General features: G+C 59.0%; 22 protein-coding genes and 1 pseudogene. 12 read left to right on the forward strand and 11 right to left on the reverse strand.

The window, feature by feature from the left end; genetic code table 11:
* Position 1 precedes the first annotated feature (1 nt).
* The 3 genes from RVM24_RS14415 to RVM24_RS14425 form a co-directional block, all read right to left on the reverse strand.
* Positions 2-1,975 carry a TonB-dependent receptor domain-containing protein gene (locus RVM24_RS14415; RefSeq protein ID WP_374787432.1) on the reverse strand — a complete coding sequence of 658 codons (1,974 nt, stop codon included), beginning with the start codon at positions 1,973-1,975 and terminating at the stop codon, positions 2-4.
* An 88-nt stretch (positions 1,976-2,063) separates the two neighbouring features.
* Positions 2,064-3,410: a histidine kinase sensor domain-containing protein gene (locus RVM24_RS14420; protein WP_374787433.1), complete on the reverse strand. Its 1,347-nt coding sequence runs from the start codon at positions 3,408-3,410 to the stop codon at positions 2,064-2,066.
* Positions 3,407-4,111, reverse strand: a complete 705-nt coding sequence (locus tag RVM24_RS14425) for a response regulator transcription factor (protein ID WP_106693949.1) — start codon at positions 4,109-4,111, stop codon at positions 3,407-3,409. The genes RVM24_RS14420 and RVM24_RS14425 overlap by 4 nt, the downstream gene beginning before the upstream one ends.
* 224 nt (positions 4,112-4,335) lie before the next feature.
* Here RVM24_RS14425 and RVM24_RS14430 point away from each other — a divergent pair, with 224 nt between their 5' ends.
* Genes RVM24_RS14430 through soxZ form a run of 4 tightly spaced genes read left to right on the forward strand, consistent with a single transcriptional unit; the run spans position 4,336 to position 7,898 of the window.
* Positions 4,336-4,659: a c-type cytochrome gene (locus tag RVM24_RS14430; protein WP_058091478.1), complete on the forward strand. Its 324-nt coding sequence runs from the start codon at positions 4,336-4,338 to the stop codon at positions 4,657-4,659.
* A 28-nt stretch (positions 4,660-4,687) separates the two neighbouring features.
* On the forward strand, positions 4,688-6,010 hold the full coding sequence (locus RVM24_RS14435) for an FCSD flavin-binding domain-containing protein (RefSeq protein WP_374787434.1): 1,323 nt from the start codon (positions 4,688-4,690) through the stop codon (positions 6,008-6,010).
* A 9-nt stretch (positions 6,011-6,019) separates the two neighbouring features.
* Entirely contained in the window at positions 6,020-7,084 is a 1,065-nt protein-coding gene (locus RVM24_RS14440; protein ID WP_374787435.1) for a YeeE/YedE family protein, read from the forward strand.
* A gap of 37 nt (positions 7,085-7,121) precedes the next feature.
* Positions 7,122-7,898: a thiosulfate oxidation carrier complex protein SoxZ gene (gene soxZ, locus RVM24_RS14445; RefSeq protein WP_374787436.1), complete on the forward strand. Its 777-nt coding sequence runs from the start codon at positions 7,122-7,124 to the stop codon at positions 7,896-7,898.
* Positions 7,899-7,917: 19 nt separating this feature from the next.
* Here the strand turns inward: soxZ and RVM24_RS14450 are convergent, their stop codons facing one another.
* From RVM24_RS14450 to RVM24_RS14465, 4 genes are all read right to left on the reverse strand, one after another.
* On the reverse strand, positions 7,918-8,517 hold the full coding sequence (locus RVM24_RS14450) for a DUF4202 domain-containing protein (protein WP_374787437.1): 600 nt from the start codon (positions 8,515-8,517) through the stop codon (positions 7,918-7,920).
* A gap of 19 nt (positions 8,518-8,536) precedes the next feature.
* Entirely contained in the window at positions 8,537-9,154 is a 618-nt protein-coding gene (locus tag RVM24_RS14455) for a glutathione S-transferase family protein (protein WP_138435894.1), read from the reverse strand.
* 74 nt (positions 9,155-9,228) lie between these two features.
* Positions 9,229-9,966 (reverse strand): alpha/beta fold hydrolase, encoded by a 738-nt coding sequence (locus RVM24_RS14460; RefSeq protein WP_286252144.1) that lies wholly within the window; start codon positions 9,964-9,966, stop codon positions 9,229-9,231.
* A 1-nt stretch (position 9,967) separates the two neighbouring features.
* Positions 9,968-11,068: a M14 family zinc carboxypeptidase gene (locus RVM24_RS14465; RefSeq protein ID WP_138435896.1), complete on the reverse strand. Its 1,101-nt coding sequence runs from the start codon at positions 11,066-11,068 to the stop codon at positions 9,968-9,970.
* 151 nt (positions 11,069-11,219) lie between these two features.
* On the opposite strand from RVM24_RS14465, the gene RVM24_RS14470 reads away from it, so the two are divergent.
* Positions 11,220-12,074: a substrate-binding periplasmic protein gene (locus RVM24_RS14470; protein ID WP_374787438.1), complete on the forward strand. Its 855-nt coding sequence runs from the start codon at positions 11,220-11,222 to the stop codon at positions 12,072-12,074.
* Here RVM24_RS14470 and RVM24_RS14475 read toward each other — a convergent pair.
* Both RVM24_RS14475 and RVM24_RS14480 read right to left on the reverse strand, forming a co-directional pair.
* Positions 12,047-13,024, reverse strand: coding sequence for an META domain-containing protein (locus tag RVM24_RS14475; protein ID WP_374787439.1), 978 nt, complete (start codon positions 13,022-13,024; stop codon positions 12,047-12,049). The two genes, RVM24_RS14470 and RVM24_RS14475, sit on opposite strands and share 28 nt — an antisense overlap.
* Positions 13,025-13,161: 137 nt before the next feature.
* On the reverse strand, positions 13,162-13,509 hold the full coding sequence (locus RVM24_RS14480; RefSeq protein WP_374787440.1) for an META domain-containing protein: 348 nt from the start codon (positions 13,507-13,509) through the stop codon (positions 13,162-13,164).
* 202 nt (positions 13,510-13,711) lie between these two features.
* Between RVM24_RS14480 and RVM24_RS14485 the strand changes: the two genes are divergently transcribed.
* The 4 genes from RVM24_RS14485 (at position 13,712) to RVM24_RS14500 (ending at position 17,415) form a co-directional block, all read left to right on the forward strand.
* A complete protein-coding gene (locus tag RVM24_RS14485) occupies positions 13,712-14,449 on the forward strand; it encodes a glutathione S-transferase family protein (protein ID WP_374787441.1) in 738 nt (245 codons plus the stop codon).
* A 109-nt stretch (positions 14,450-14,558) separates the two neighbouring features.
* Positions 14,559-15,533 carry a sterol desaturase family protein gene (locus RVM24_RS14490; protein ID WP_286252152.1) on the forward strand — a complete coding sequence of 325 codons (975 nt, stop codon included), beginning with the start codon at positions 14,559-14,561 and terminating at the stop codon, positions 15,531-15,533.
* Entirely contained in the window at positions 15,499-16,434 is a 936-nt protein-coding gene (locus RVM24_RS14495) for an alpha/beta fold hydrolase (RefSeq protein ID WP_374787442.1), read from the forward strand. Before RVM24_RS14490 ends, RVM24_RS14495 begins: the two co-directional genes overlap by 35 nt.
* 90 nt (positions 16,435-16,524) lie before the next feature.
* The gene (locus tag RVM24_RS14500) at positions 16,525-17,415 is read left to right on the forward strand and encodes an alpha/beta fold hydrolase (RefSeq protein WP_374787443.1); all 891 of its coding nucleotides are present in this window, start codon (positions 16,525-16,527) and stop codon (positions 17,413-17,415) included.
* Positions 17,416-17,489: 74 nt separating this feature from the next.
* On the opposite strand, the gene crp is transcribed toward RVM24_RS14500, so the two are convergent.
* Complete coding sequence (gene crp, locus RVM24_RS14505) at positions 17,490-18,131, reverse strand: cAMP-activated global transcriptional regulator CRP (RefSeq protein WP_007153756.1); 642 nt, start codon at positions 18,129-18,131, stop codon at positions 17,490-17,492.
* Between the two features lie 280 nt (positions 18,132-18,411).
* Between crp and RVM24_RS14510 the strand changes: the two genes are divergently transcribed.
* The 3 genes and pseudogenes from RVM24_RS14510 to RVM24_RS14520 all read left to right on the forward strand — a co-directional run.
* The gene (locus RVM24_RS14510) at positions 18,412-18,834 is read left to right on the forward strand and encodes an OsmC family protein (RefSeq protein ID WP_374787444.1); all 423 of its coding nucleotides are present in this window, start codon (positions 18,412-18,414) and stop codon (positions 18,832-18,834) included.
* Between the two features lie 144 nt (positions 18,835-18,978).
* Positions 18,979-19,770 (forward strand): adenosylmethionine decarboxylase, encoded by a 792-nt coding sequence (gene speD / locus RVM24_RS14515; RefSeq protein WP_061330812.1) that lies wholly within the window; start codon positions 18,979-18,981, stop codon positions 19,768-19,770.
* Between the two features lie 133 nt (positions 19,771-19,903).
* Positions 19,904-20,131: pseudogene (locus RVM24_RS14520) on the forward strand (pirin family protein); the annotation flags it as partial.
* Between the two features lie 66 nt (positions 20,132-20,197).
* On the opposite strand, the gene RVM24_RS14525 reads toward RVM24_RS14520, so the two are convergent.
* Positions 20,198-21,427: an ISL3 family transposase gene (locus RVM24_RS14525; RefSeq protein ID WP_036220386.1), complete on the reverse strand. Its 1,230-nt coding sequence runs from the start codon at positions 21,425-21,427 to the stop codon at positions 20,198-20,200.
* Positions 21,428-21,459: the final 32 nt, after the last annotated feature.

Consider the following 21,459-nt stretch of genomic DNA (forward strand, 5'->3'; position numbering starts at 1 on the left):
CTCAGAACCGCATGGCCAGGCCAAGGCGAATGTCACGACCGGGTTCAGGCATACCAACAATGCCTTCGTAGTCCTCGATATGCTGGTAATCGGCGTTACTGGCATGATCCAGGTACTGCTTGTCACCCACATTCTTGACCGTGAGGGTCAGTCTCAGATCTTCACTGCCGGTAGGCAGCCAGTGAACAAACACGTCGTGTACGCCGTAGCCGGGCTTGTCGATGGTACCCACAGAGGTTTCCAGGCCATCAATACCCTTGACGAACCGGCCCTGCCAGCCAAACTCCAGGTTGCGGTCCCAGCGGTAGGCCAAATCAGCAATCCAGGTGTCGCCCATGGTGTTGCCAAGCAGGTTATGCTCGTAAACGGTCAACGGCTGGCCATCCACTTCGGCATCGTTGCTGTGGAAACTGAGCCCGGCGGACAGCGCCTGCCACTGGTAACCGGTTGAAATCAGGTAGCCATCGGACTCCAGGTCACCGATGTTCTTATAGATGGACTCCCGGAAAGGCAGCAGCGGGTCGGCAATCGCATCCTTGATCTCGGAACGGTACACCTCCGCAGACAGGCGGAAGCGGTCATAGCGGTAGTCGAAACCAACTTCGGTATTGCGGGCCTTTTCCCCCTTCAGGTCGGGATCGTTTTCCGAGCCTTCCAGTTTGAAGGAGTCCTGGGTGGTGGGCCCACGAAATGCCTCGGCATAGCCGGCCTTCAGGGTCAAACCGTCGACCACCTCCCAGGCCAGGTTGGCGTTCGGACTGACCTCATCCTCACTGAAGCGCTGGTCATTGTTGTCCTTGAGCCGGTAGTCATCATAGCGGGCACCGGCACTGAACAGCAGACGGCTAGTGAGCCATACATCACCCTGGAGGTAGATACCCAGCACTTCACCGGTCTGCTGTTCGGCCTTCTTGTCGTCCTCGTAGCCGGCATTGACCTTGTCTTCCCGATAGTCCACGCCGTAGGTGAGGCTGTGCTCGCCGAAACGGCTGGTATTGCGTAGGTCGCCGCCGGTGTTCTTGCTGAAACCGAAGTAGCGACCCCAGCGGTCCTCAACGTTCTGCTCGATGTCGGATTCGGTGTGGTAAACGGTTGCTTCCAGATCCACCAGGGCATTGCCGGAGGGTGCATATCCGTAATTCAGTGTGGTGGTATCCCGGCGGCCATCAAGGTCGTACAGGCGATTGAAACCACTAACGATCCACTGTGGGCGCTGCGGCCGTTCGCCCTTGTCGGTGCGGACTTCGTGACTGAGTTTCAGGGTCTGATCAGCCGGCAACTGGCCTACCAGTTTGGCAAAGCCGAGCTGTTGGCGGGCATCGCTGCCGGCAACACGCTCACCATTCCCATCCTTGAAGGGCTCGTGATCACTCTGGCTGACAGACACCAGGGTGCTCCAGTTATCGCTCAGCCGGCCAAAGGCTGTTCCGCTTGCCTTGTAGCCGTCGGTGTTGGAGAAAGAACCCAGCTTGACCAGGGCGCCAGCGTTTTCTCCCGGTCGCAACAGGTCTTCCGGATCCCGGGTCACGAAACGGATTGAACCACCCAGGGCACCCGCACCATCCGTGGCCCGACCGGCACCGGCGTTGACCTCAACCTGCTTGAGCAGCTCAGGCTCCACCGACAGACGACCGGAATGATGAAACAGCGCCCCGGCCTGGGTGGCGCCATCCACCGACACGTTCAGCAGGGGATCCTCAAAGCCCCGCACATAGACTTTCTGGGCAATGCTGTTCGAACCACCCACATTGACATCCGGGCGCCCGGCAAACACATCGTTCAGATCATCCGCCTGGTAACGATCCAGGTTCTGCCGGTCAATGACGATGTCGCTGGCAGCTTCCCGCTCAGCGGTCACCTGTATCGCCTCCAGGGACACCGGGTCTGCATGGGCCAGGGGGGATGCGGCCAGGGCAAGCCACAAGGCGTTGCGACGAAAACCACCCACTCGAGATTCAGTTCCTAGATTTGCCATGGGTACTGCGCTCCAATACTGAAAATGATTCCTATTTGGGGCGCATTCTCGATTAGAAAATCGAGGAAGTGAACGACTTTTACATTTGTTACAAACGTGACGCAGGAAACCACAGATCCATTTGAAGCCCCCGGCCGGGCCGATTCCGGGCCTGAATCCAGCCACCAATGGCCTCAACCTGACGACGAGCCAGGGATAGCCCCAGTCCATGCCCGCCAGGCCCGGACTGACCCGTGCGGGAGGCCCGAAAGAATGGCTTGAAGATCAGCTCAAGCTGCTCGGCCGGCACGCCCGGCCCCTGGTCGCTGACCGACAGCCGGTATCCGTTGTCCTGGGGCTCCAGCACGATCCGGATACAGCCCTCCGCCGGGGTGTAGTGACAGGCATTGCGCACGACATTCTCAACCGCCTGGGCTATGGCCCGGTGACTGCTCCCCGCCAGCATGGCCTGATCAGGCAATTCGGTCACAATCCCGCGGCTGGGGTTCTCGTAGCGGGCATCCTCAACGATGGTGTCCACAAGGTCGGTCAGGTTCAGGTCTTCGTTGCCCAGGTCCGGCTGTTCGTTCTCGAGCCAGGCCAGGGTCAGGGTATCTTCCACCAACGCCCGCATCAGATCACACTCCCGCCGGATACGCGGCAGGAAATGATGAGTATCAATGCCTTCCTCAACGCAACTGACGGCCATATCGATCCGGGTCAACGGGGTTCGCAACTCGTGAGAGAGGTCAGCAATCAGACGGCGCTGGGACAGGATCAGATCGCCAATACGCTCCGCCATACGGTCAAAGGTATCTGCCAGGGCGGTGAGTTCATCGTTACGATTGCCCAGCAGGGCACGCACCCGGGTTCCCAGATTACCTTCACTGAACTGACGGGTAGCCAGTTCCAATTGCCGGATGGGATTCATCACATGCCGGTAAATGACCAGTGACAGCACCAACAGCACCACTAACGGCAAGGCCACTTTCAGGAACAGCTTCATCTCCGGCAGGTAGGTGCCCGGGCGCATCCGTTGCGGCAGGGTAATCAGAAAATGGGTATGGCCATCGGCAAAGGTCATGTCCATGATCGGGTTGTCCGCGAAGTAGAGATGGATTTTCCACTCTACGTTCCGGCCAAGACGAAAGCCTTCCATAAACTGCCCGGACAACTCACTTCCAGCCAGGGGCTGCACCGACGACCGCACCACCGCCGCCCAGGTATCCTCCTGCACCTGAAGGTTCTCCAGCCAGTCTGCCAGCGCCCGTTCATCGCCGGATAGGTATAGCCGCTCGGCCGTTCGCCCCCATTGCTTCAGAGTGTCCTGATGGTGCTTGGCGATAAAACTCATCTGCTGTTCGGTGGTGGCCCCCAGAAAGGAGATCACCCAGACCAGCACTAGCGTACCCAGGGCCAGGGTGCCGCAAAGGCGCCACCAGAGTTTGCGGCTCACAGAAAACAGTACCCCCGGCCATGGACAGTCTGCAGGCGGTCCGCCGCCATGCCGGCCTCAACCAGCTTGCGGCGCACCCGGCTCAAATGCATATCCAGACTCCGGTCGTAACGGCTGAACTCCTTTTCCAGCACCACCTGGTACAGATAGGGTTTGCTGAGAGTCTCCGACTGGTGCAGAACCAGCATCCAAAGCAGTCGAAACTGGATGGGCGTCAGGCAAATTGCCTCGCCGTTGCAAACCACCGAAAGACTTGCGCGATTGAGCGTCAGATTACCAACCACCAGTTCCGTGGGGTCGGCACGCTGGTCGCCTGCCTTGAGGGTGCGCCGGAGCAGTGCTTCGATCCTGAGCAGCAATTCGGTAAAGCTGAACGGCTTGGGCAGATAATCGTCCGCACCCTGCTGGTAACCCAGGATACGCTCCTCCTCCGCGCCACAGGCGGTCAACATCATGACCGGCGTCTGGCGGGTCTTTCGCAGGCGCTCCAGGACATCAAACCCGTTCATCCTGGGCAACAACACATCCAGCAGGATCAGGTCCAGCCGCAGGCTGAGCGCGTCAAGCAGGGCCTGGTCGCCCTCAAAGCACTGTTGAACCTGATACCCCTTGCTGGTCAGCAGCCCTGATAGCTGATCGCTCAGGGTCTGGTCGTCTTCAACAATCAGGATTCTTGGGCGGGACTGGGTACCAGAGGACATTACCGGGCAACCTTAACTTATCAATTCACCTTATCATATGCAGTTGATTATCATTTATCAATCACACGACTACCAACGTTGAGACTTATTCCCGAGAACCCGAAATAACCAGGAATTCTAATAACCAAAGCGAATATCATATACCGCCATATTATTGGCCTACCCGAGGTCTGGCCCAGTAAATTAGCTGTTCTATCATCCAGTTAATCCGGGCAGACCACTCCATGAAAACAAGATTCGCTCTGACCTTTGCGTTGCTGCTGCCGGCCTTGCCGGCGCTGGCTGACGACCAGGCAAACGCCGCGCAAACCGCGCTGCTCGCCGCTTCCTGCGCCAACTGCCACGGTACCGATGGCAAGCTGGCCGGCGTTATCCCGGCCATCGCCAACCGGCCCGCCACGGCGCTTGAAAACCAGCTGATGGAGTTCAAGCACAGCGACTCCACCCGGGCCACCGTCATGCCGCGGATTGCCAAAGGCTATTCCGATGACGAGCTGAAAGCCCTGGCCCAGTATTTCTCGCGCATCGGCTCCGCCCAGCAGCGCTGATTATCACCACGACAGAAGAATCGAGACCATGACCAAATCAAACATCAAGAATCAGGGCCTGAACTCGTCCCGTCGTGATCTGCTCAAGTTGATGGGCGCGGCCTCTGCCTTGCCTCTGCTGGGCGCCTGCAGCAGCCTTGGCGGGCCCGCCAACAAAGATCTGTCTGCACGGGTCGTGGTGGTGGGCGGCGGCTTTGGCGGCGCCACCGCCGCCAAGTACCTGAAGCGAAACGCACCGGATCTGGACGTTACCCTGGTTGAACCCAACAAGGTGTTCTACACCTGCCCGTTCTCGAATCTGGTACTGGCGGGCATGCGCACCATGGACAGCATCAGCCACAACTACAACGAGCTGCGTGAGCTGGGTGTCCGGGTAGTACACACCACCGCCCAGGATGTTGACCCGGTTTCCCGCACGGTCAGCCTCGGCGATGGCAGCAGTATCCGTTATGAGAAACTGCTGTTATCACCGGGCATTGATATCCGCTGGAACGCCATCGAAGGCTATGACCAGGCTGCTGCAGAACAGGCGCCCCATGCCTGGAAGGCTGGCGACCAGACCCGATTGCTGCGTCGCCAGATCGAAGCCATGGATGATGGTGGAGTGTTCGTACTGACCGCCCCCGCCAACCCGTTCCGGTGTCCGCCAGGGCCCTATGAGCGCGCCAGCCTGGTAGCCCATTACCTGAGCCAGCACAAACCCCGCTCAAAGGTGCTGATCCTGGATGCCAAGGACAACTTCTCCAAGCAGGGCCTGTTCATGCAGGGTTGGAAAGACGTGCACGGCGACCGCATTGAGTGGGTCGGGCTGTCTGGCGACGGCAAGGTGGTTCGTGTTGATGCCGGCAAGCGGGAAGTGGAAACCGAATTCGGCACCATTCACAAGGCCTCGGTGCTGAACGTGGTGCCACCCCAGAAGGCCGGCTTTATTGCTGACCGGGCGGGCGTAACCAACGAATCCGGCTGGGTGCCGGTGGACCCGGTTACCTTCGAATCCACCCAGGTAAAAGATATCTACGTGGTGGGCGACGCCACCATTGCCGCCCCGATGCCGAAGTCCGGCTTTGCCGCCAACGCCCAGGGCAAGGTGGCCGCCGCGGCCATTATTGCCGCCCTGGAAGGTCAGCGGCCGCTGGAGCCGTCCTGGGCAAACACCTGTTACAGCCTGATCAACCCGGAATACGGCATTTCCGTGGCTGCGGTGTACCGGATTCAGGAAGGCCTGATTCACGAGTCGTCCGGCGGTGTCAGCCCCAGCGATGCCAATGCCACCTTCCGCAAACTGGAAGCCGATTACGCGTCGGGCTGGTACAGCGCCATCACCCAGGACACCTGGGGCACGCGCCGCTAGGCCGGGACGATGGGCAACCTGTTTGCAAACCACCTGAGCGCCGTGCTCTGGGCCGGCGCCCTGCTCGGCGTGGTATACGGCATGATCGCCCAGTGGAGCCGGTTCTGCCTGTTGCGGGGCCTGTTTAATCGCTGGCAGCAGAACGACAGCCGCCGGCTAAGGGCCTTCGCCCTGGCCATGGCGGTCGCGCTGGTCAGCAGCCAGTGGCTGGCCTGGCAGGCAGGCATCAACCTCACCCGCACACCTTACCACCCGACCAGTTTACCAGTGGTCGCCCTGCTTGTTGGCGGCCTGCTGTTTGGCTATGGCATGGCCCTGGCCAACGCCTGTGGCGCCCGCTCGCTGGTGTTGCTGGGCACTGGCAATCTGCGCTCGTTACTGGTGCTGCTGGTTCTTGGCATTGCTGCCTATATGACCATGTCCGGCGTGCTGGCTGAATTCCGGTTATGGATGGAAGATCTGTACCGCCCTACCCTTCCTGCCACCGATCTAACCCTTGTGACGGCGCCCCTGGGGCTCGACACAGAGACCGGTCGCCTGGTTCTGGCGGGCCTGCTTTCTCTGGCGCTGACTGCCTGGGCGCTGTCTTCCCGGGCATTCCGAACCTCGCCCCGGGACTGGCTGGGTGGGCTGCTGATCGGGCTTCTGGTTGCCGCCGGCTGGTGGATCACCGGGGTGCTGGGCGCAGACGACTTTGACCCGGTTCGGCTGGCGTCTCTCACCTTTGTCGCACCGGTTGGCGACAGCCTGCAGTACCTGATGCTCTCCACCGGCACATCACTGCGCTTCGGGGTTACCGTGGTGGCGGGCATTGTGGCGGGCAGCTTTCTGGTGGCGCTGCTCACCCGGGAGTTCGTCTGGCAAAGCTTCACCAGCCCGGGCCACAACGGCCGTGCCATTATTGGTGGTTTCCTGATGGGCGTGGGCGGCATTATGTCGATAGGCTGCACACTGGGCCAGGGCCTCAGTGGATTTTCCACCCTGGCAATTTCCAGTTTTCTGGCCCTTGCCGGTATAGTAGCAGGCTCACGCTTGGCGCTGCGCTTCAGTGTCGGCAGTTCTGCCAGCCACTGAGCCCACGGCCAATGGTTCTGTTTGATTCGAGGTCGTCATGATATTCCGCTCCCTGCTCGCCGCTCTTGCCCTGATGTTCGTTATGAGTACCGCCACCGCGGATCAGCGATGGCAAAGGGTAGAAGCCGTGACCCAGGCACTCGACAATCGGGTCCCGGAACTGGAGGGCCTGACGCTGGAACTTCCGCTGGTCGCAGAAGACGGCAGCAGCGTTGCGCTATCCCTGTCGTTTACCGGCCGCCTTGAAGAGGGCGAACACATCGAAAAGGTCCGCCTGTTTGCCCCCGGCAATCCCCGCCCCGAGGTGGCCGACATTACCCTGAGCGCGCTGGCTTCACCCGCCAACATTGCCACCCGAATTCGCCTGAGCGAAACCCAGCAAGTGGTGGCGCTGGCCATCACCAACCAGGATCGCGCCTTTCTCACAACCCGGGATGTAAGAGTGACGGTCAGTGGCTGCCTGGTGGGCGGCGGTGATGCGTCTGCCATTGCCATGGCCAATCCACGCCTGGCGCTGGCCGGCAGTGTTCGCAAGAGCCGGCCGGTGACGGTCAGGTCGCTGATCAATCATCCAATGGAAACCGGACTGCGGCCGGATGGCCAGGCCGATGACAGCATTGAACAGCAGCTGGTTGAATCGCTGACCGCCACCCTGAACGACGAGCCGGTACTGACCGCCCGCTTTTTCACGGGCACCTCCGCCAACCCCTACCTCCAGTTCCAGCTGACGCCGGAAGAAGAAGGCGAACTGAAGCTGGTCTGGCAGGATCAGGAGGGTGAGCAGATGGAAGCAAGCCAGGCTATCAGGTTCTGAACCGCACCCGCAGATGGCGTCATTCGGCCAGCGCCTCCTTTAGCAGTGACTGAAGGTGGTCTGGCAGTTTGCCGGCCAAATTCAGGGCCGCCTCGTGACCCCGGGGTGTCATCTTGCCCCAGGTTCTGCGCACGATGCGCAGCCACTTCTCTTTGTCGTAGTCCGGCTTTTCCTCAAAGAACTGCGCAAAATAGCGTTCCAGAAACACCATGCACGCCACGTCTTCCAGCAATTGGGTGTCTTCATCCTCCCGCAGCTTGCGCTTGGTCAGAATCAGCTCCACCCGTTCGCATTCCTCCGGCGGGTAGCCACATTCGGCCATGATCTCCGCGGCCCGCCGGCCATGCATGCGGCCACAGGCCTGGCGCCACTGGTAGTAATTTTGCCGGCCCTCCCCGTAATCACTTCGGGGCATGGTCCAGCGCTCGATATGCTGGGCCCGGCAGGCAATCTGCATACGCTCGGAAGGCGCGGGTTCCAGCGCGAACAGCCAACGCGTCATGTGCAGGCTGTAGGCATATTCCCTGGGCAGTGTTTCTCCCTCTAACAACTCCCGATTCGGATCGGCCAGGTTAGCTTGATCAATGGCGCTCAGGGTGCAATCCAGTTTCTGGCTCATGATTACCTTTACAGTTGGTTCATACCTGGGCGGAGGGCCGGGCCTTGATCCGGTCATACCAGGCTTGCAGGTTGGCCTGTTCCGGCTTGATGCGGATATTCACCACCCGGGCAAAGGCGATGGTGGTGAAGGCATTGATGTCTGCGGCGGTAAAGCGGTCGCAGCAGATGTACTCTTTGCCGTCCAGATGCTTGTCCAGGAAGTGCATGAATTTCTCAACACCCTTCCCGCATTCCTCGCCCCACTCTTTGATCGGGTTCATCCGGTCCTTGAAGTATCCGGTGGTGTGCTGGAAGCACATACCGGTGGGCATGAAGAAATAGAATTCCAGCCAGCGCAGCCATTGCTCCACCAGCGCTTTTTCGACCGGGGTTTGCCCCAGCAGTTTTGGCGTGTCCGGATAGGCTTCTTCAAAGTAACGGCAAATGGCCATGGTTTCCGCAATACAGGTGCCATCGTCCAATTCCATGACCGGCACTTTCTTCATCGGGTTGCGGGCTACGTATTCCGGTGTCAGGTTCTCGCCTTTTTCGATATCCACCTGTACAAACTCGGCCTTGTCCAGAAGGCCCTTCTCCGCCATGAATATGCGCACGCGACGAGGATTGGGGGCAGACTTGGTCTCAAAGATTTTCATATTGTTATTGGCTCCGTTGATCTGACATCAAGGCCTTGAGAGTGAACGGAAAAAACGGTTGCGTCAAGCAACTGCTACTGGCCCGGCAACCATTCCCGAATCTGCCGGATAACCCAGGCTGGCTCGTCCAGGGGCAGGTCGTGACCCGCATCCGGATGCAGTTTCAGGGTCCAGCACCAGCGCTTTTCCAGCTCCGCACTGCACTGCCAGTGCACAATCCGGTCCCCTTTGCTGGCCAACAGCAAGGCATCAGCCATCGGTGCCCTGGTTTGAGGCTTATAGCGGGCTGCTGCTGCCAACTGCCGTATCGCATTGTGGAACGACACCGGGCGCTGACGCTGAATGCTGTACCAGGCTTTGCAGAGAGACAACGGCACCTCGCGGTTGGAGGTCAGCTCAAGGATATCCCGCTCCCGGTGGAACAGCTCCCGCCTGGCCAGCAATCGAAGTACCCGGGGCCAGATGCCCGGCCGCATCCTGCGCCAGGGCGGGCTGAAGCCTGAACTGGTGTTGATCAGAACCAGATGCTGCAGTTCACCGGGCTCAGCATGCTGCGCCCAATCCAGCGCCACCATTCCGCCCATGGACAACGCCACGATGGAGAACGGGCGCGGGATATGACCAACCTGCTCAAGCACCTTCTGACGGATACCGGCAATGGTGCCGGGGCTGTCGTCCCGATAGTGAATACCGGTACCGGGCAGATCCACCAGATGCACCTGATCATTCGGCATTGCCGTCCGCAATTGCTCGACAAAGGGGCCCCAGTGAGCGTGTTCACGCGTCAAACCCCTGAGCAGTATCCAGTGCATATCATCGGGTATCCCTGTACCAGTGCATGATGGCCGCTTCTCTCAGCATGGACTGCTGCTCACCGGTGGGCAACCAGTTCAGGTGACTGGCCGCCGCACTGATCAGAAAGTCCATCCAGGTCAGATGGCTGCGCAGTACGCGCTGATGCCGGTGTGGCACCAGCGGGTTGAAAAATCCATCCAGCCGGAACAGTTGCCGTGGGCGTTTGCGTATCCAGCGCCAAGACCCCATTTCCAGGGTCAGGGGTAGAAACACACCACTGTTTTCCCGGTTTACCTGTTTGTAGAAATAGTCCCACAGATCGCCATGGGTCAGGTAGTGGGCAGACTGGGGCTCAAACCGGTAGTTGTGATTGGGGTAGGCCTGCTCCCAGATCAGTTTAAGCGCCATAACCGAATCAATACGTCGCATCGGGCGGCGGCGATAGGCATAAGGAAACCAGATCTGGTCCTGCCAGCCAAAACCGGAATGGCAATCCAGTGCCAGACTGAACGGTCGGTTTGGCAACAGGTCCTGAATCACCGCTTCCAGCGCCTGATTTTCCACTTCCATCCCCTGCTCTGGCCGGCCCCGATACCAGGGTAGTCGAGACGACCATTGCTGGCCGCCCAGTAAAAAGGCACTGCCATCCTGCGCGGTAATGGGCGCGTTGCGCATCAGATCCACTCCGCTGGGATTGCTGCGCTGGTTCAGATACATGCCACCGGGGTTCATGATCGGTAACAGGGTAATGTGGACTTTCTCAAGCAGGGCGTTGAGATGCTGGTCCCAACCCAGGCGAGCCAACAGGGAATCCAGCCAGGCCATCACCACCTGGCTGCCAATACGTTCCAGCCCATGCACCCCGCCCACAATCAATACCACCGGCACATCCGTCGCGGGCGTGCCAAGATCCACCCGATAGATCGGCAACCCCATGGGGCCAACAACCACTCGGCCAGCGACCTGCGTGCTGACGAAATCCGGTGCTTCAGCCAACTGTCGCTCCAGTTGTACCAGCTCCGGCAGGAAGGTTCTGAGCAGTCGTTTTTGATGGCGATCCCGGCTGGCCTGCTCAGCCGGAATGACGCTGTGGGGAGTCAGTGCCCGTAGTTCGGTCATGGTGCAATCTCTGGTCGCTGAGCCCCGGAGTTTACCTGCGGAATGCTGCAATAGATTGACAGCGTTACAGCCCCAAATATGCAATACAAACTATTCAGGAAGCGATATGATTAAAGTATCTGCCCCGATACTGATGGCGGTTTAACTTTCCATGTTCAGAACCCTGTTGCTCTCTGCGTTTTTCCTGCTCTCGGCCTGTTCTGACCAGGCGCCAACGGATTCACCAGAAACCGACGCTCCGAACCAGGCCGACCTTTCCAGTGCCGCTCCCGAGCAGGCGACAGCCGCCGGTGCCGCCATTCGGCGCGTGATACTCGCCGCGGACCCATGGTGCCCCCACAATTGCCTGGCGGGCGCGCTGCAGGAGGGCTACATGGTGGATATTGCCAGGGAGATCTTCGCGGAGGCGGGCTACGAATTCGATTACCAGAATTTCGGCTGGGCACGCTCGCTGCAGCTGGCGCGGGAGCAACTGATTGACGGAGTGGTTGGCGCGCTGAAAGGCGATGCACCGGACTTCATCTTCCCCGAGACCAGCCTTGGCGAAGCCCGAATCACCCTGTACACCCACCCGCAAAGCCAATGGGTGTACGATGGCATTGACACCCTTCAGGGCAAGACCTTGCTGGTGATTAACGGATATTCCTACTCCCCGGAACTTGATCGCTATATCAGCGAATACTCGGATGATCCCGAGCGGATCTGGATTCTGTCTGGCCCGGCACCGCTGGCCCGAGCGCTCCAGCTTCTGGAACGCGAACGCACCGACGTGTTTGTTGAAGACAGCGCCGTGATGTCCTGGTTCCTGGCTCAAAACACGTCCATTGCCGCCCCCAGAAACGCGGGGCTGGCCTACGAGGCCCCCCTGTTTATTGCCTTCCCGCCGGAAAACCCTGACGCAGCCGAACTGGCAAACCTGTTGGACAGCGGCCTCGCCCGGCTGACGGCCAATGGCAGGCTCGCCGCCATCCTGTCGGCTTACAGGCTCTCTGACCCGGACTTATAGGCGGTAATCGTGTCACCGGACGCGGTCCGCAACAGCAGCTCGCCATGGCGGCCAATTCGGCCATCGACCACCTCTGACATCAGGTCAAGAAACCGCTGTTCCTGGTTCATCAATGCCGGCGCGCAGGCCATCAGTGTGGTGGCCGGCGGCGTAAAGCTCAGGCCTTCTCCGGTCAATTCAAAACCACCGGAATAGCGGTTACAAGAGGCCCGGCCCGCAACCCGGCCCTCGTCAAGAAACTCGATCGTGATCCGGGACCGGTCGATGATTCCGCTGCCGGCAAGATCCTCAACAACCCATTCCGCACCGCGGAACAAGCGCTCCCGGTCACCACCGCAGCCCATAAAAGTTTCACCGTCCAGGGTCAACCGAACCTGCGCCGGATACTGGGCCCCAGCCATGTCGTCCTCGCACAGCTGGTGGGCTATACGGAATTCCATTGCCTGACCGTCGAACCGTGCCTCGTAGGTTCGCCCGTGCCGGTTGGCCAATGTTTCATTCAGCACAATCTGCTCGCTGAGCTGCTGATCGTAAGGACGGCTCAGGGTCATCTGGTTCTGCTCAATCTGCACCGACCAGAAGGGCTCGGTACCGATGGCACGAAACGAACTTTCGATGGCCCCCGGTTCCAGGCACTCGGGGTAGACCTGCCCGCGCAATGTCAGTGTGCCCCGCTCACCCTTGCCCCAGAAACTGGTATCCGGGTCGCCCGGCGCCTTGTAGAGCGCACCGGAGGCAGCCACTGTCGGCTTCAGAAGTACCCGCTTGTTCAGGTACTCCAGCCCCACCAGATCACTGCCTTCGGAGCTGGTCATCCGGACATCCAGCTGACCGCAGCGATATTGGCCAAAATCGGACAAGCCCTCGGTTTGTGGATGGGAGGCACAGGCTGCCAGGGTGAGGCCCGTCAGCGCCACGACGGACAACGGCAATACTCGTCGCAAAAACATGAACACATCCTCTGTTGTTCCACACTACAGGTCGCTAGTTTAGAGATTCCCGGCCCGATTAACCATCATTGCGGACACGAGAACCTTGGACCCTGGAAAACAACCGTCGACGTGTCTCAGACAACCAGCGGAGCGGATTACTCCCGACCGCTGGACTGTGGTACCGCAGTCATTTTTGTTCCATCGGCCGTTTCAAGCACCAATCGGCCGTCAGCCTCGAACTGATAATGCTGTACATCCCCCAGCAGCTTCAGAAACCGGTTTTCCTGCTGCATCAGAGGTTCAGGGCACGCCATGCGGGTGGCCGCCATGCGAGAGAGTTCAAGCTGGGTGCCATTGGCATCCCAGCCCCCCTGGTAGCGGTTGCAGGAGGCACTTCCGGAAACCCGCCCTTCGTCAGTAAAGGCGATGGTGACATCACTGCCTTCTGCCACCGGGTCGCCGTCAATTTCCTCGACCTGCCACTGACTCCCTGCCAGGTTCATAGTTTTTCCCGTCGCCCGTTCCTGGGACAGGGAACACCCCCATAACGACCCGGTGACCAACAACATAGCGAGGATATTCTTTGCAAGAATCATATAACCCCCTGAAATTTATGGAACAACCCTCACAGTCTACGCCTCGCCTGGTGGGAAATCGCTGACAGAAGCGTTAATCTTGCGTCATCAAAACACCGGGAGCACACCCATGACTGTCAAGCTCTACCAGTTCTGTATTTCCCACTATTCGGAGAAAGCCCGCTGGGCACTGGACTACAAAGGCGTCAACTACAAGCCGATCAACCTGCTCCCGGGCCAACACGCGCGAACCATCACACAAATGACCAGGGCGGATTCCTCGGTGCCGGTGCTGGACCATGACGGCCAGATCATTCAGGGCTCAGCGCAGATCGTGGATTATCTGGACCAGATGTTCCCCGACAACCCTCTGACACCGGAAGACCCAGTACTTCGTGAACAGGCCCTGGAATGGGAAAGAAAGCTGGATGAACAAGTTGGGCCAGCGATTCGCACCTGGGTCTATCACTACTTTCTGCAACGGCCCAAAGTGGTGGTTCCTTTGCTCGCCGCCGGCACCCCGTTCTATAACCGGATTCTGCTCAGCCTGGCCTTCAGCCGGGTGGATGAGATCATGCGCAAGTGGATGAAGATCAACCAGAAAACGGCAGATGCGGCGCAACAGACCCTGGAGCAGCTGGTCACGGAACTGACCGACATCTACCGCCAGCGGCCCTACCTGGTGGGCGACCGGTTCAGCCGGGCAGATCTGGCCGCTGCAGCCCTGCTGGCGCCGCTATTCCAACCGCCCCAGTATCCGGTGCCCTGGCCAAAGCCCGCCCGTATTCCCAAACCGGTACAACGCTGGCTGGAAGAGTGGCGCCCCAAACTCGAGCCGATCGAAGCCCTGTACCAGAAGCATCGCTGACGGTGTTCGTGTGTCGGAAACCGCCACTTGCGCTGACGTAATAGGACAACGTGTTTGGCGGTAATTGTGCCAAGATAGACCCTGAACAAGAACAACACCGGGTTCCTTAATGGCACTGATAGACATGATGAAGGCGGTGCTGGAAAACAGCGGCCTGCTGGCACTCTGGCAAACCGTAGCCCCTTGGCTGGCACTGGATGAGCGCCAGCTTATTTTTGTGGTAGCCACACCGATTTTCGTCGGCGTTACCCTGTGGGAATACCTGAAAATCCGCCACGACCCGGCGCTGATGGATACCCGCGAGGCGGTCCGGAATTTCGCCCTGGGCGCTGGCTACCAGACCACAGAGCTGCTGTTCGCAGGCATCATCGCTTTTCCGGTTTATGCCCTGTGTTATCACTTCCGACTGTTCGACCTCGAGCTCAACGGGCTCACTGCCTTTCTGACCTTCCTGGGTGTCGACTTCTGTTTTTACTGGATGCACCGGGCCAGTCACCGGATGCGCTGGTTCTGGGCCGCCCACGTAGTGCACCACTCGTCAGAGCGGATGAACTTCTCAACCGCGATGCGCCAGAACGCCACCAATATTTTCAACGGCATGTGGATGTTCTATCTGCCGCTGGCACTGGTCGGTTTCAATCCTGTCTGGATTGGCGTGGCCTATGCGTTTTCCCTGGTCTACCAGTTTTTTATCCATACCACGCTGGTAAAGAGGCTGCCCGGCTGGTTCGAAGCTGTATTTAATACCCCAAGCCATCACCGGGTGCATCACGGCCGCAATCCCGGTTATATCGATCGTAACTATGGCGGCACGCTGATCATCTGGGATCGACTGTTTGGCACCTTCGTGGACGAAGATGCCAAGGACCCGCCCGAGTACGGCATCACCCGCCCGGTGGCCTCAAATAACCTGATTGTGCTCTGGACCCACGAATACGTGGACCTGTTCCGCGACATGCAGCAGCCAGGCGGACTATTGTCTCGACTCAAACACCTGTGGAAACCGCCGGAGTGGCAACGCCCGGCCGCAAAGGAACCCGGCCAGGACCATGCGCAAACAGACCCTGCTACTGACAACCCCTGACAACCATCAGATCAACGCGACCCTGTTTGAACCAGAGCCGTCACCCAACTGCTGCCTGATCATCAGTCACGGCATGGCCGAACATGGCGACCGCTATGCGGCCCTGGCCTCCTGGCTAGCCGACCAGGGCGTGGCGGTCATCAGCTATCACCATCGCGGCCATGGCCCGGGCAGTGGTCACCCTGGACACTACGCAGACTCGGACGGCTGGCAGAAAGTGGTGGACGACCTGAACCAGGTGGTCCACTGCGCCCGGGAACAGATGCCGGGCATTCCGGTCGCCCTGCTAGGGCACAGCATGGGCTCGTTCATCGCCCAAAGCTACGCCCAACAATACGGCCAGAACCTGGATACGCTGATTCTCAGCGCGACCAACCGAATCCACACAGCTGAACTTCGGCTCTCGCTGCTACTGGTGCGCCTGATACGTGCGCTGCGTGGGAAGCGGCACGCCAGCAAGACCATTGCCCGAATGACTTTTGGCAAATTTAACCGGATGTTCAAACCCAACCGCACGCCCTGTGACTGGCTCAGTCGGGACCCGCATCAGGTGGATCTGTACCTGGCCGACCCCTGGTGCGGATTCGAATGCACCACCGGGCTATGGCAAGACTTTATCCAGGGTATGCTGTCGATCAATCCCGCCCAGTGGCGCCCGGACCTGCCCGTTCACCTGTTCGCCGGCACCGATGACCCGGTGGGCGAAATGGGCAAAGGCATACGCCGCCACTTTCAGGCCATTCGGGAGGCCGGCGTGCAACAAGTCACCCTCCGGCTGTTTGAGGGCGGGCGTCACGAAACGCTGAACGAAACCAATGCTGACGTGGTCTGGCAGCACCTGCTGCAATGCTTGCCCGGCCGTGAGCAAAGCCTCCGCCGAAACCAGGCCCTGGCAGGCTGACATCACCGGCATGGTTTCTGGCCTGTTTGGCCGCAGAGCCTGCCACCGGATACCGCTAACCTGATCAGACTTCAACGCCACCACAAGGTAATGATCAGCGTGAGTATCGAACAAGAACATTGGGTGACCAGCGGTGACCTGCTCCTGTACGCCAGAGTCGAAGGTAATCCCCAGGCCACGCCATTGGTATTGGTACACGGCTACCCGGACAACCACAGTGTCTGGGACAGGGTGACCGAGCAACTGAAAAAGGAATATCTGGTCGTCCGCTACGACGTTCGGGGCGCTGGCCGCTCTGACAAGCCTGCCAGGACCAGCGCGTATCGAATGAAGTGGCTCGCGCAGGACCTCAAAGCCGTCGCCAACGCGGTGATACCCGGTCGCAGCTTCCACCTGGTGGCCCACGACTGGGGCTCTATCCAGAGCTGGGAAACGGTGACCACCGGAGCCCTGGATGGGCGCATTCGATCCTACACCGCCATTTCGGGACCTTGCCTGGATCACGTGGGCTACTGGCTGCGGGACCAGATCATGGCACCCCGCTCCGGGGGCACCACCAAAGTCCTGAAGCAGCTGGCCAGCTCCTGGTACGTGTTCATGTTCCAGTTACCGGTGCTGCCAGAAACCCTGTGGAAAGCCGGCCTCGACCGCTTGTGGCCCGGGTATCTTCGCAAACACGAACAGATTGCCGATGCCCAGTTCAGCGAATACCAGAAAGCCGACGGCCACTATGGCGTCAAACTTTACCGGGCCAACTTTATCCGCAAGCTGCTGCGACCAGAACCGCGACTGGCAGGCTGCCCGGTGCAGGTGATCATCCCCACCCGGGACGCCTATGTGGGCCGCCAACTCACCGAGAACCTGGCCCGCTGGACCGGCAAGCTGACCCTGCAGGAACTGGACACCACGCACTGGGCGCCCATCACCGAACCGGCGGCCGTATCACGGTCGGTGCGGGAGTTTGTCGAAGCCCATCGCTGATATGGGCGACCACCACAACGCAAAAGGCCGCTGAAATTCAGCGGCCTTTTGGGCAGTTGCCAGGTGGGAATCATTCAGCGGGTGCCGTACACCACCATGGTTTTGCCCTTGACCCGAACCAGGCCCTGGTCTTCCAGCGTTTTCAGGACGCGGCCCACCATCTCCCTGGAACAACCAACAATACGGCCAATCTCCTGGCGAGTGATCTTGATCTGCATGCCATCGGGATGGGTCATGGCGTCGGGCTCCTTGCACAGGTCCAGCAGGGTGCGCGCCACCCGGCCTGTCACATCCAGGAACGCCAGGTCGCCAACCTTGCGGGTAGTCTGGCGCAGGCGAGAAGCCATCTGCTCGCCGATGAAATACAGCACCCTCGGGTCCTGCTGGGCGATCTCACGGAACTTGGTGTAACTGATCTCCGCCACCTCACACTCGGTCTTGGCCTTGACCCAGGCACTGCGGGAATCCATGTTGTCGAACAGGCCCATTTCGCCGAAAAAGTCTCCGGCGTTCAGGTAGGCCATAATCATCTCGCGGCCATCATCGTCTTCAATGATGACGGTGACGGAACCTTTGACGATGTAAAACAGGGAGTCGCTTTTGTCACCGGCATAAATAATGGTGCTTTTGGCGGGGTAACGCCGACGGTGGCATTGGGAAAGGAAATAATCCAGGTGTTTGGTTTTCTGCTCAACCGGCTTGACGATGGTAGCCATAGTGCGGGACATGCCTCCTCAGAGTCTGGCGATTCCTGATGTTTTTCTGCCCCGCATTTCCTTGCGGGTTTCGCGATTTTTATTGTTTGCAGCGCAACTTATAACAAGAAGGTCATCTTTCGGCAACTCGAAAGCGGATACAAGATGTATCTGGGATCAATGCCTCTTTGGTCGCAAGGGGTAGCTGTCGCCACTATCAGACTGTGCTAGCATCCTCCATCAGGCTCCGGAGCAACCTTGATCACATCCGGCCATGAACCATCACCCATGGGAGAACCCGATGAAAGCAACCGTCGACTGGACCGGCAACGCCAGTTTCAGGGCTACCAGTGGCAGCGGCCACAGCGTGCAGCTGGACGGCCCACCCGATCACGGCGGCGAAAACCTCGGGCCACGCCCCATGGAAATGCTGCTGATGGGCGTGGGCGGCTGCTCGGCCTTTGATGTGATGAGCATCCTGAAAAAGAGTCGGCAAGACGTCACCGCCTGCCATGCCGAACTTGAAGCAGAGCGGGCCGATGCCGTGCCGGCTGTCTTTACCAAAATACACCTGCATTTTGTGGTTACCGGCCACAACCTCAAAGAGAAGCAGGTCGAGCGGGCGGTCAGCCTGTCTGCTGAAAAATACTGCTCAGCGTCCATCATACTCGGAAAAGCCGGTGTCGAGATCACCCACAGCCACGAAATCCGCGCCGCAGAGTAAGCGATTTCCGTAGCCAGCGCACCCCATGCCGCCGTTGGGGCCACTGTAACCAAAAATGTCATTGTAGATACTATTCATTGACACACACGGTATGCATAATACGCAACTTTCTCCGCAGGTCTGCGCAAAAGGTGAGCAATTATTATGGAAACCAAACTCCAGCTGCACGGTTTCAACAACCTGACCAAATCCCTGAGCTTCAACATCTACGATATCTGTTACGCGCAGACCGAAGAGCAACGTGAAGCCTACATTGACTATATCGACGAGATGTACAACGCCGAGCGTTTGACCCAGATCCTGTCTGACGTGGTCAAGATCATCGGCGCCAACATCCTCAATATTGCACGCCAGGACTACGAGCCCCACGGTGCCTCTGTGACCATGCTGATTGCCGAGCATGAACTCACCGACAGCGAAGCCAACAACGAAGAATCTCCGGGCCCGCTGCCCGACACCATCGTAGCGCACCTGGACAAGAGCCATGTGACCGTTCACACCTACCCGGAAAGCCACCCTCATGATGGCGTCAGCACCTTCCGCGCCGATATCGACGTGTCCACCTGTGGCCTGATCTCGCCCCTGAAAGTGCTCAACTACCTGATCCACAGCTTTGACTCCGATGTGGTCACCGTGGACTACCGGGTACGTGGCTTCACCCGTGATGTCGATGGCACCAAGCACTATATCGACCACGACATCAACTCGATCCAGAACTACCTGACCGAGGACACCCAGAACGCCTATCAGATGATCGACGTGAACGTGTATCAGGAAAACCTGTTCCACACCAAGATGATGCTGAAAGAGTTTAACCTGGATAACTATGTGTTCGGTGTGAATGCCGGCGAACTGGACCCGGCCGAAGCCCAGTCCATCGAAGACCGACTGCGCCGCGAAATGCTGGAAATCTTCTATTCCCGCAACGTGGAATAAGCTCGTTCAGCGGTGGCATCGTGCCACCGCTGAACTTCTTCAGTTTTTTTGATCTGCCCCGCCAGAATTCTGCGTTTTCATCCTTCGTCTCTCCCCGGTTTAATAGAACCATCATCAACGAGAGGAGGACGACATGACGCTTCGCTCCCTGAAACAAATCATTCCCGCCCTGGGCACCTCTGATGGCGCCGGCGTAAAAATCAAACGCTCACTGGGTCAAAGCCAGGCCATTCGCATGGACCCTTTCCTGATGCTGGATGAGTTTGGCTCCGACCAGCCCCAGGACTATATCGCCGGCTTCCCTGCACACCCGCACCGGGGCTTCGAGACGGTCACCTACATGATTACGGTACACGTAATGAGTTGACACACTACTGTACACGCATTAGCCTGTGCACATAAATACTGTATGGATAGGGCTCTTCACTTATCCGTGTGGGTTGGGTGCCATAGGCAGCCCGCCATAATGGAACAAGATTGCCCGTTTGAATCTCTCCTTGCTCCGGAATCCCCGGGACCGGACCTTTAAAGCTCGAACCTGTCCGTTGATTGCCTCCGCTAGACCATTGGAAGCCCGGAAACGCATGGCATTGAGGATGCCAAACAGCTTGGTTTCGATTTGATTGGCCGTTGAGGTCAAGGCTCGAACCTCCGTGAGTCGAGCCATATGAATCCATTCCTGCCAGGCCGCGCGAGCGCCTTTGACGCGATAGCCCTGCCAGATGTCCCGTGCCTTCTCCTTGAGGTACCACACCAGGCCGGTGTCTTTGAGAGCATCCGACAAGGCCCGGATTTGCTGAATCTGCTGCCCCTCAAGGCTCTTGCGATGGCGTAACCAGGTGTATCGGCTTCGGTGGATCTCCTGACGCATCGAGTGATCCGCCCGCGCCATGTCAGCCTTGCGAGTGGCATCCAGCGTCCGGGTCAGCATCTGTGCAACATGGAAGTGATCGAAGGCGATCTTCCGATGGGCTTTGTCGATATGGGCAAACGTCGCTTTCTGATACGCCGGGCTCATATCCATGGATATCGAAATGATCGATTGCTTGCGCGGCTTCTCCAGGCTGTCGTAAAAGCGACCGAGGCTGTCTGAGGACCTGCCGTCTTCCACCGCCAGAACCTGACCCTGGGCATTGGAAACGATCGTCACGTAATCGTGCCCCTTACGAAATGCGGTCTCGTCGACAGCCAGCCGTGTTGTATCGCGGTCGGGCGCATTGGCCAAGCCCCGACGTACAGCCCGTTCCATGATGTTGTCGATAGCAGTCCAACTCAGGCGCAGCTGTTTGCTGACCGCAGAGATCGAGGCTGCCCTGAGCCAGCTAATAACAAAGGCTTCAAATAGCAGCGTGTACCGGCTGTTCTGCTCAGCCCAAGGTACGCTGACCGTCAGGCAGCCATGTTCCGGACATTGCACACGGGGGACTTGGGCAACCACCTGGGTTCGGAACTGACAGGTGTCGAGGTGACGCCAACGACGTTCCCGGGAGTCGTAACCCGGGCAGGCACGGCCACACCGGGGGCAGACAAGCGCTGTGCCTTTATCTATGTTGACCTGGACTACGACTTCGCTCTGACTTTTATCAAGCTCAACGTCTGAGACAAACCAAGGTGCTGAGAGCCCAAGAATCTGTTCGTAGAGGGTGCATTGATCCAATGTCGGCCACCATCCATCGGGTTAATCGGATG

It is taken from the genome of Marinobacter sp. KM021 (assembly GCF_050707965.1).
Classification (GTDB): domain Bacteria; phylum Pseudomonadota; class Gammaproteobacteria; order Pseudomonadales; family Oleiphilaceae; genus Marinobacter; species Marinobacter shengliensis.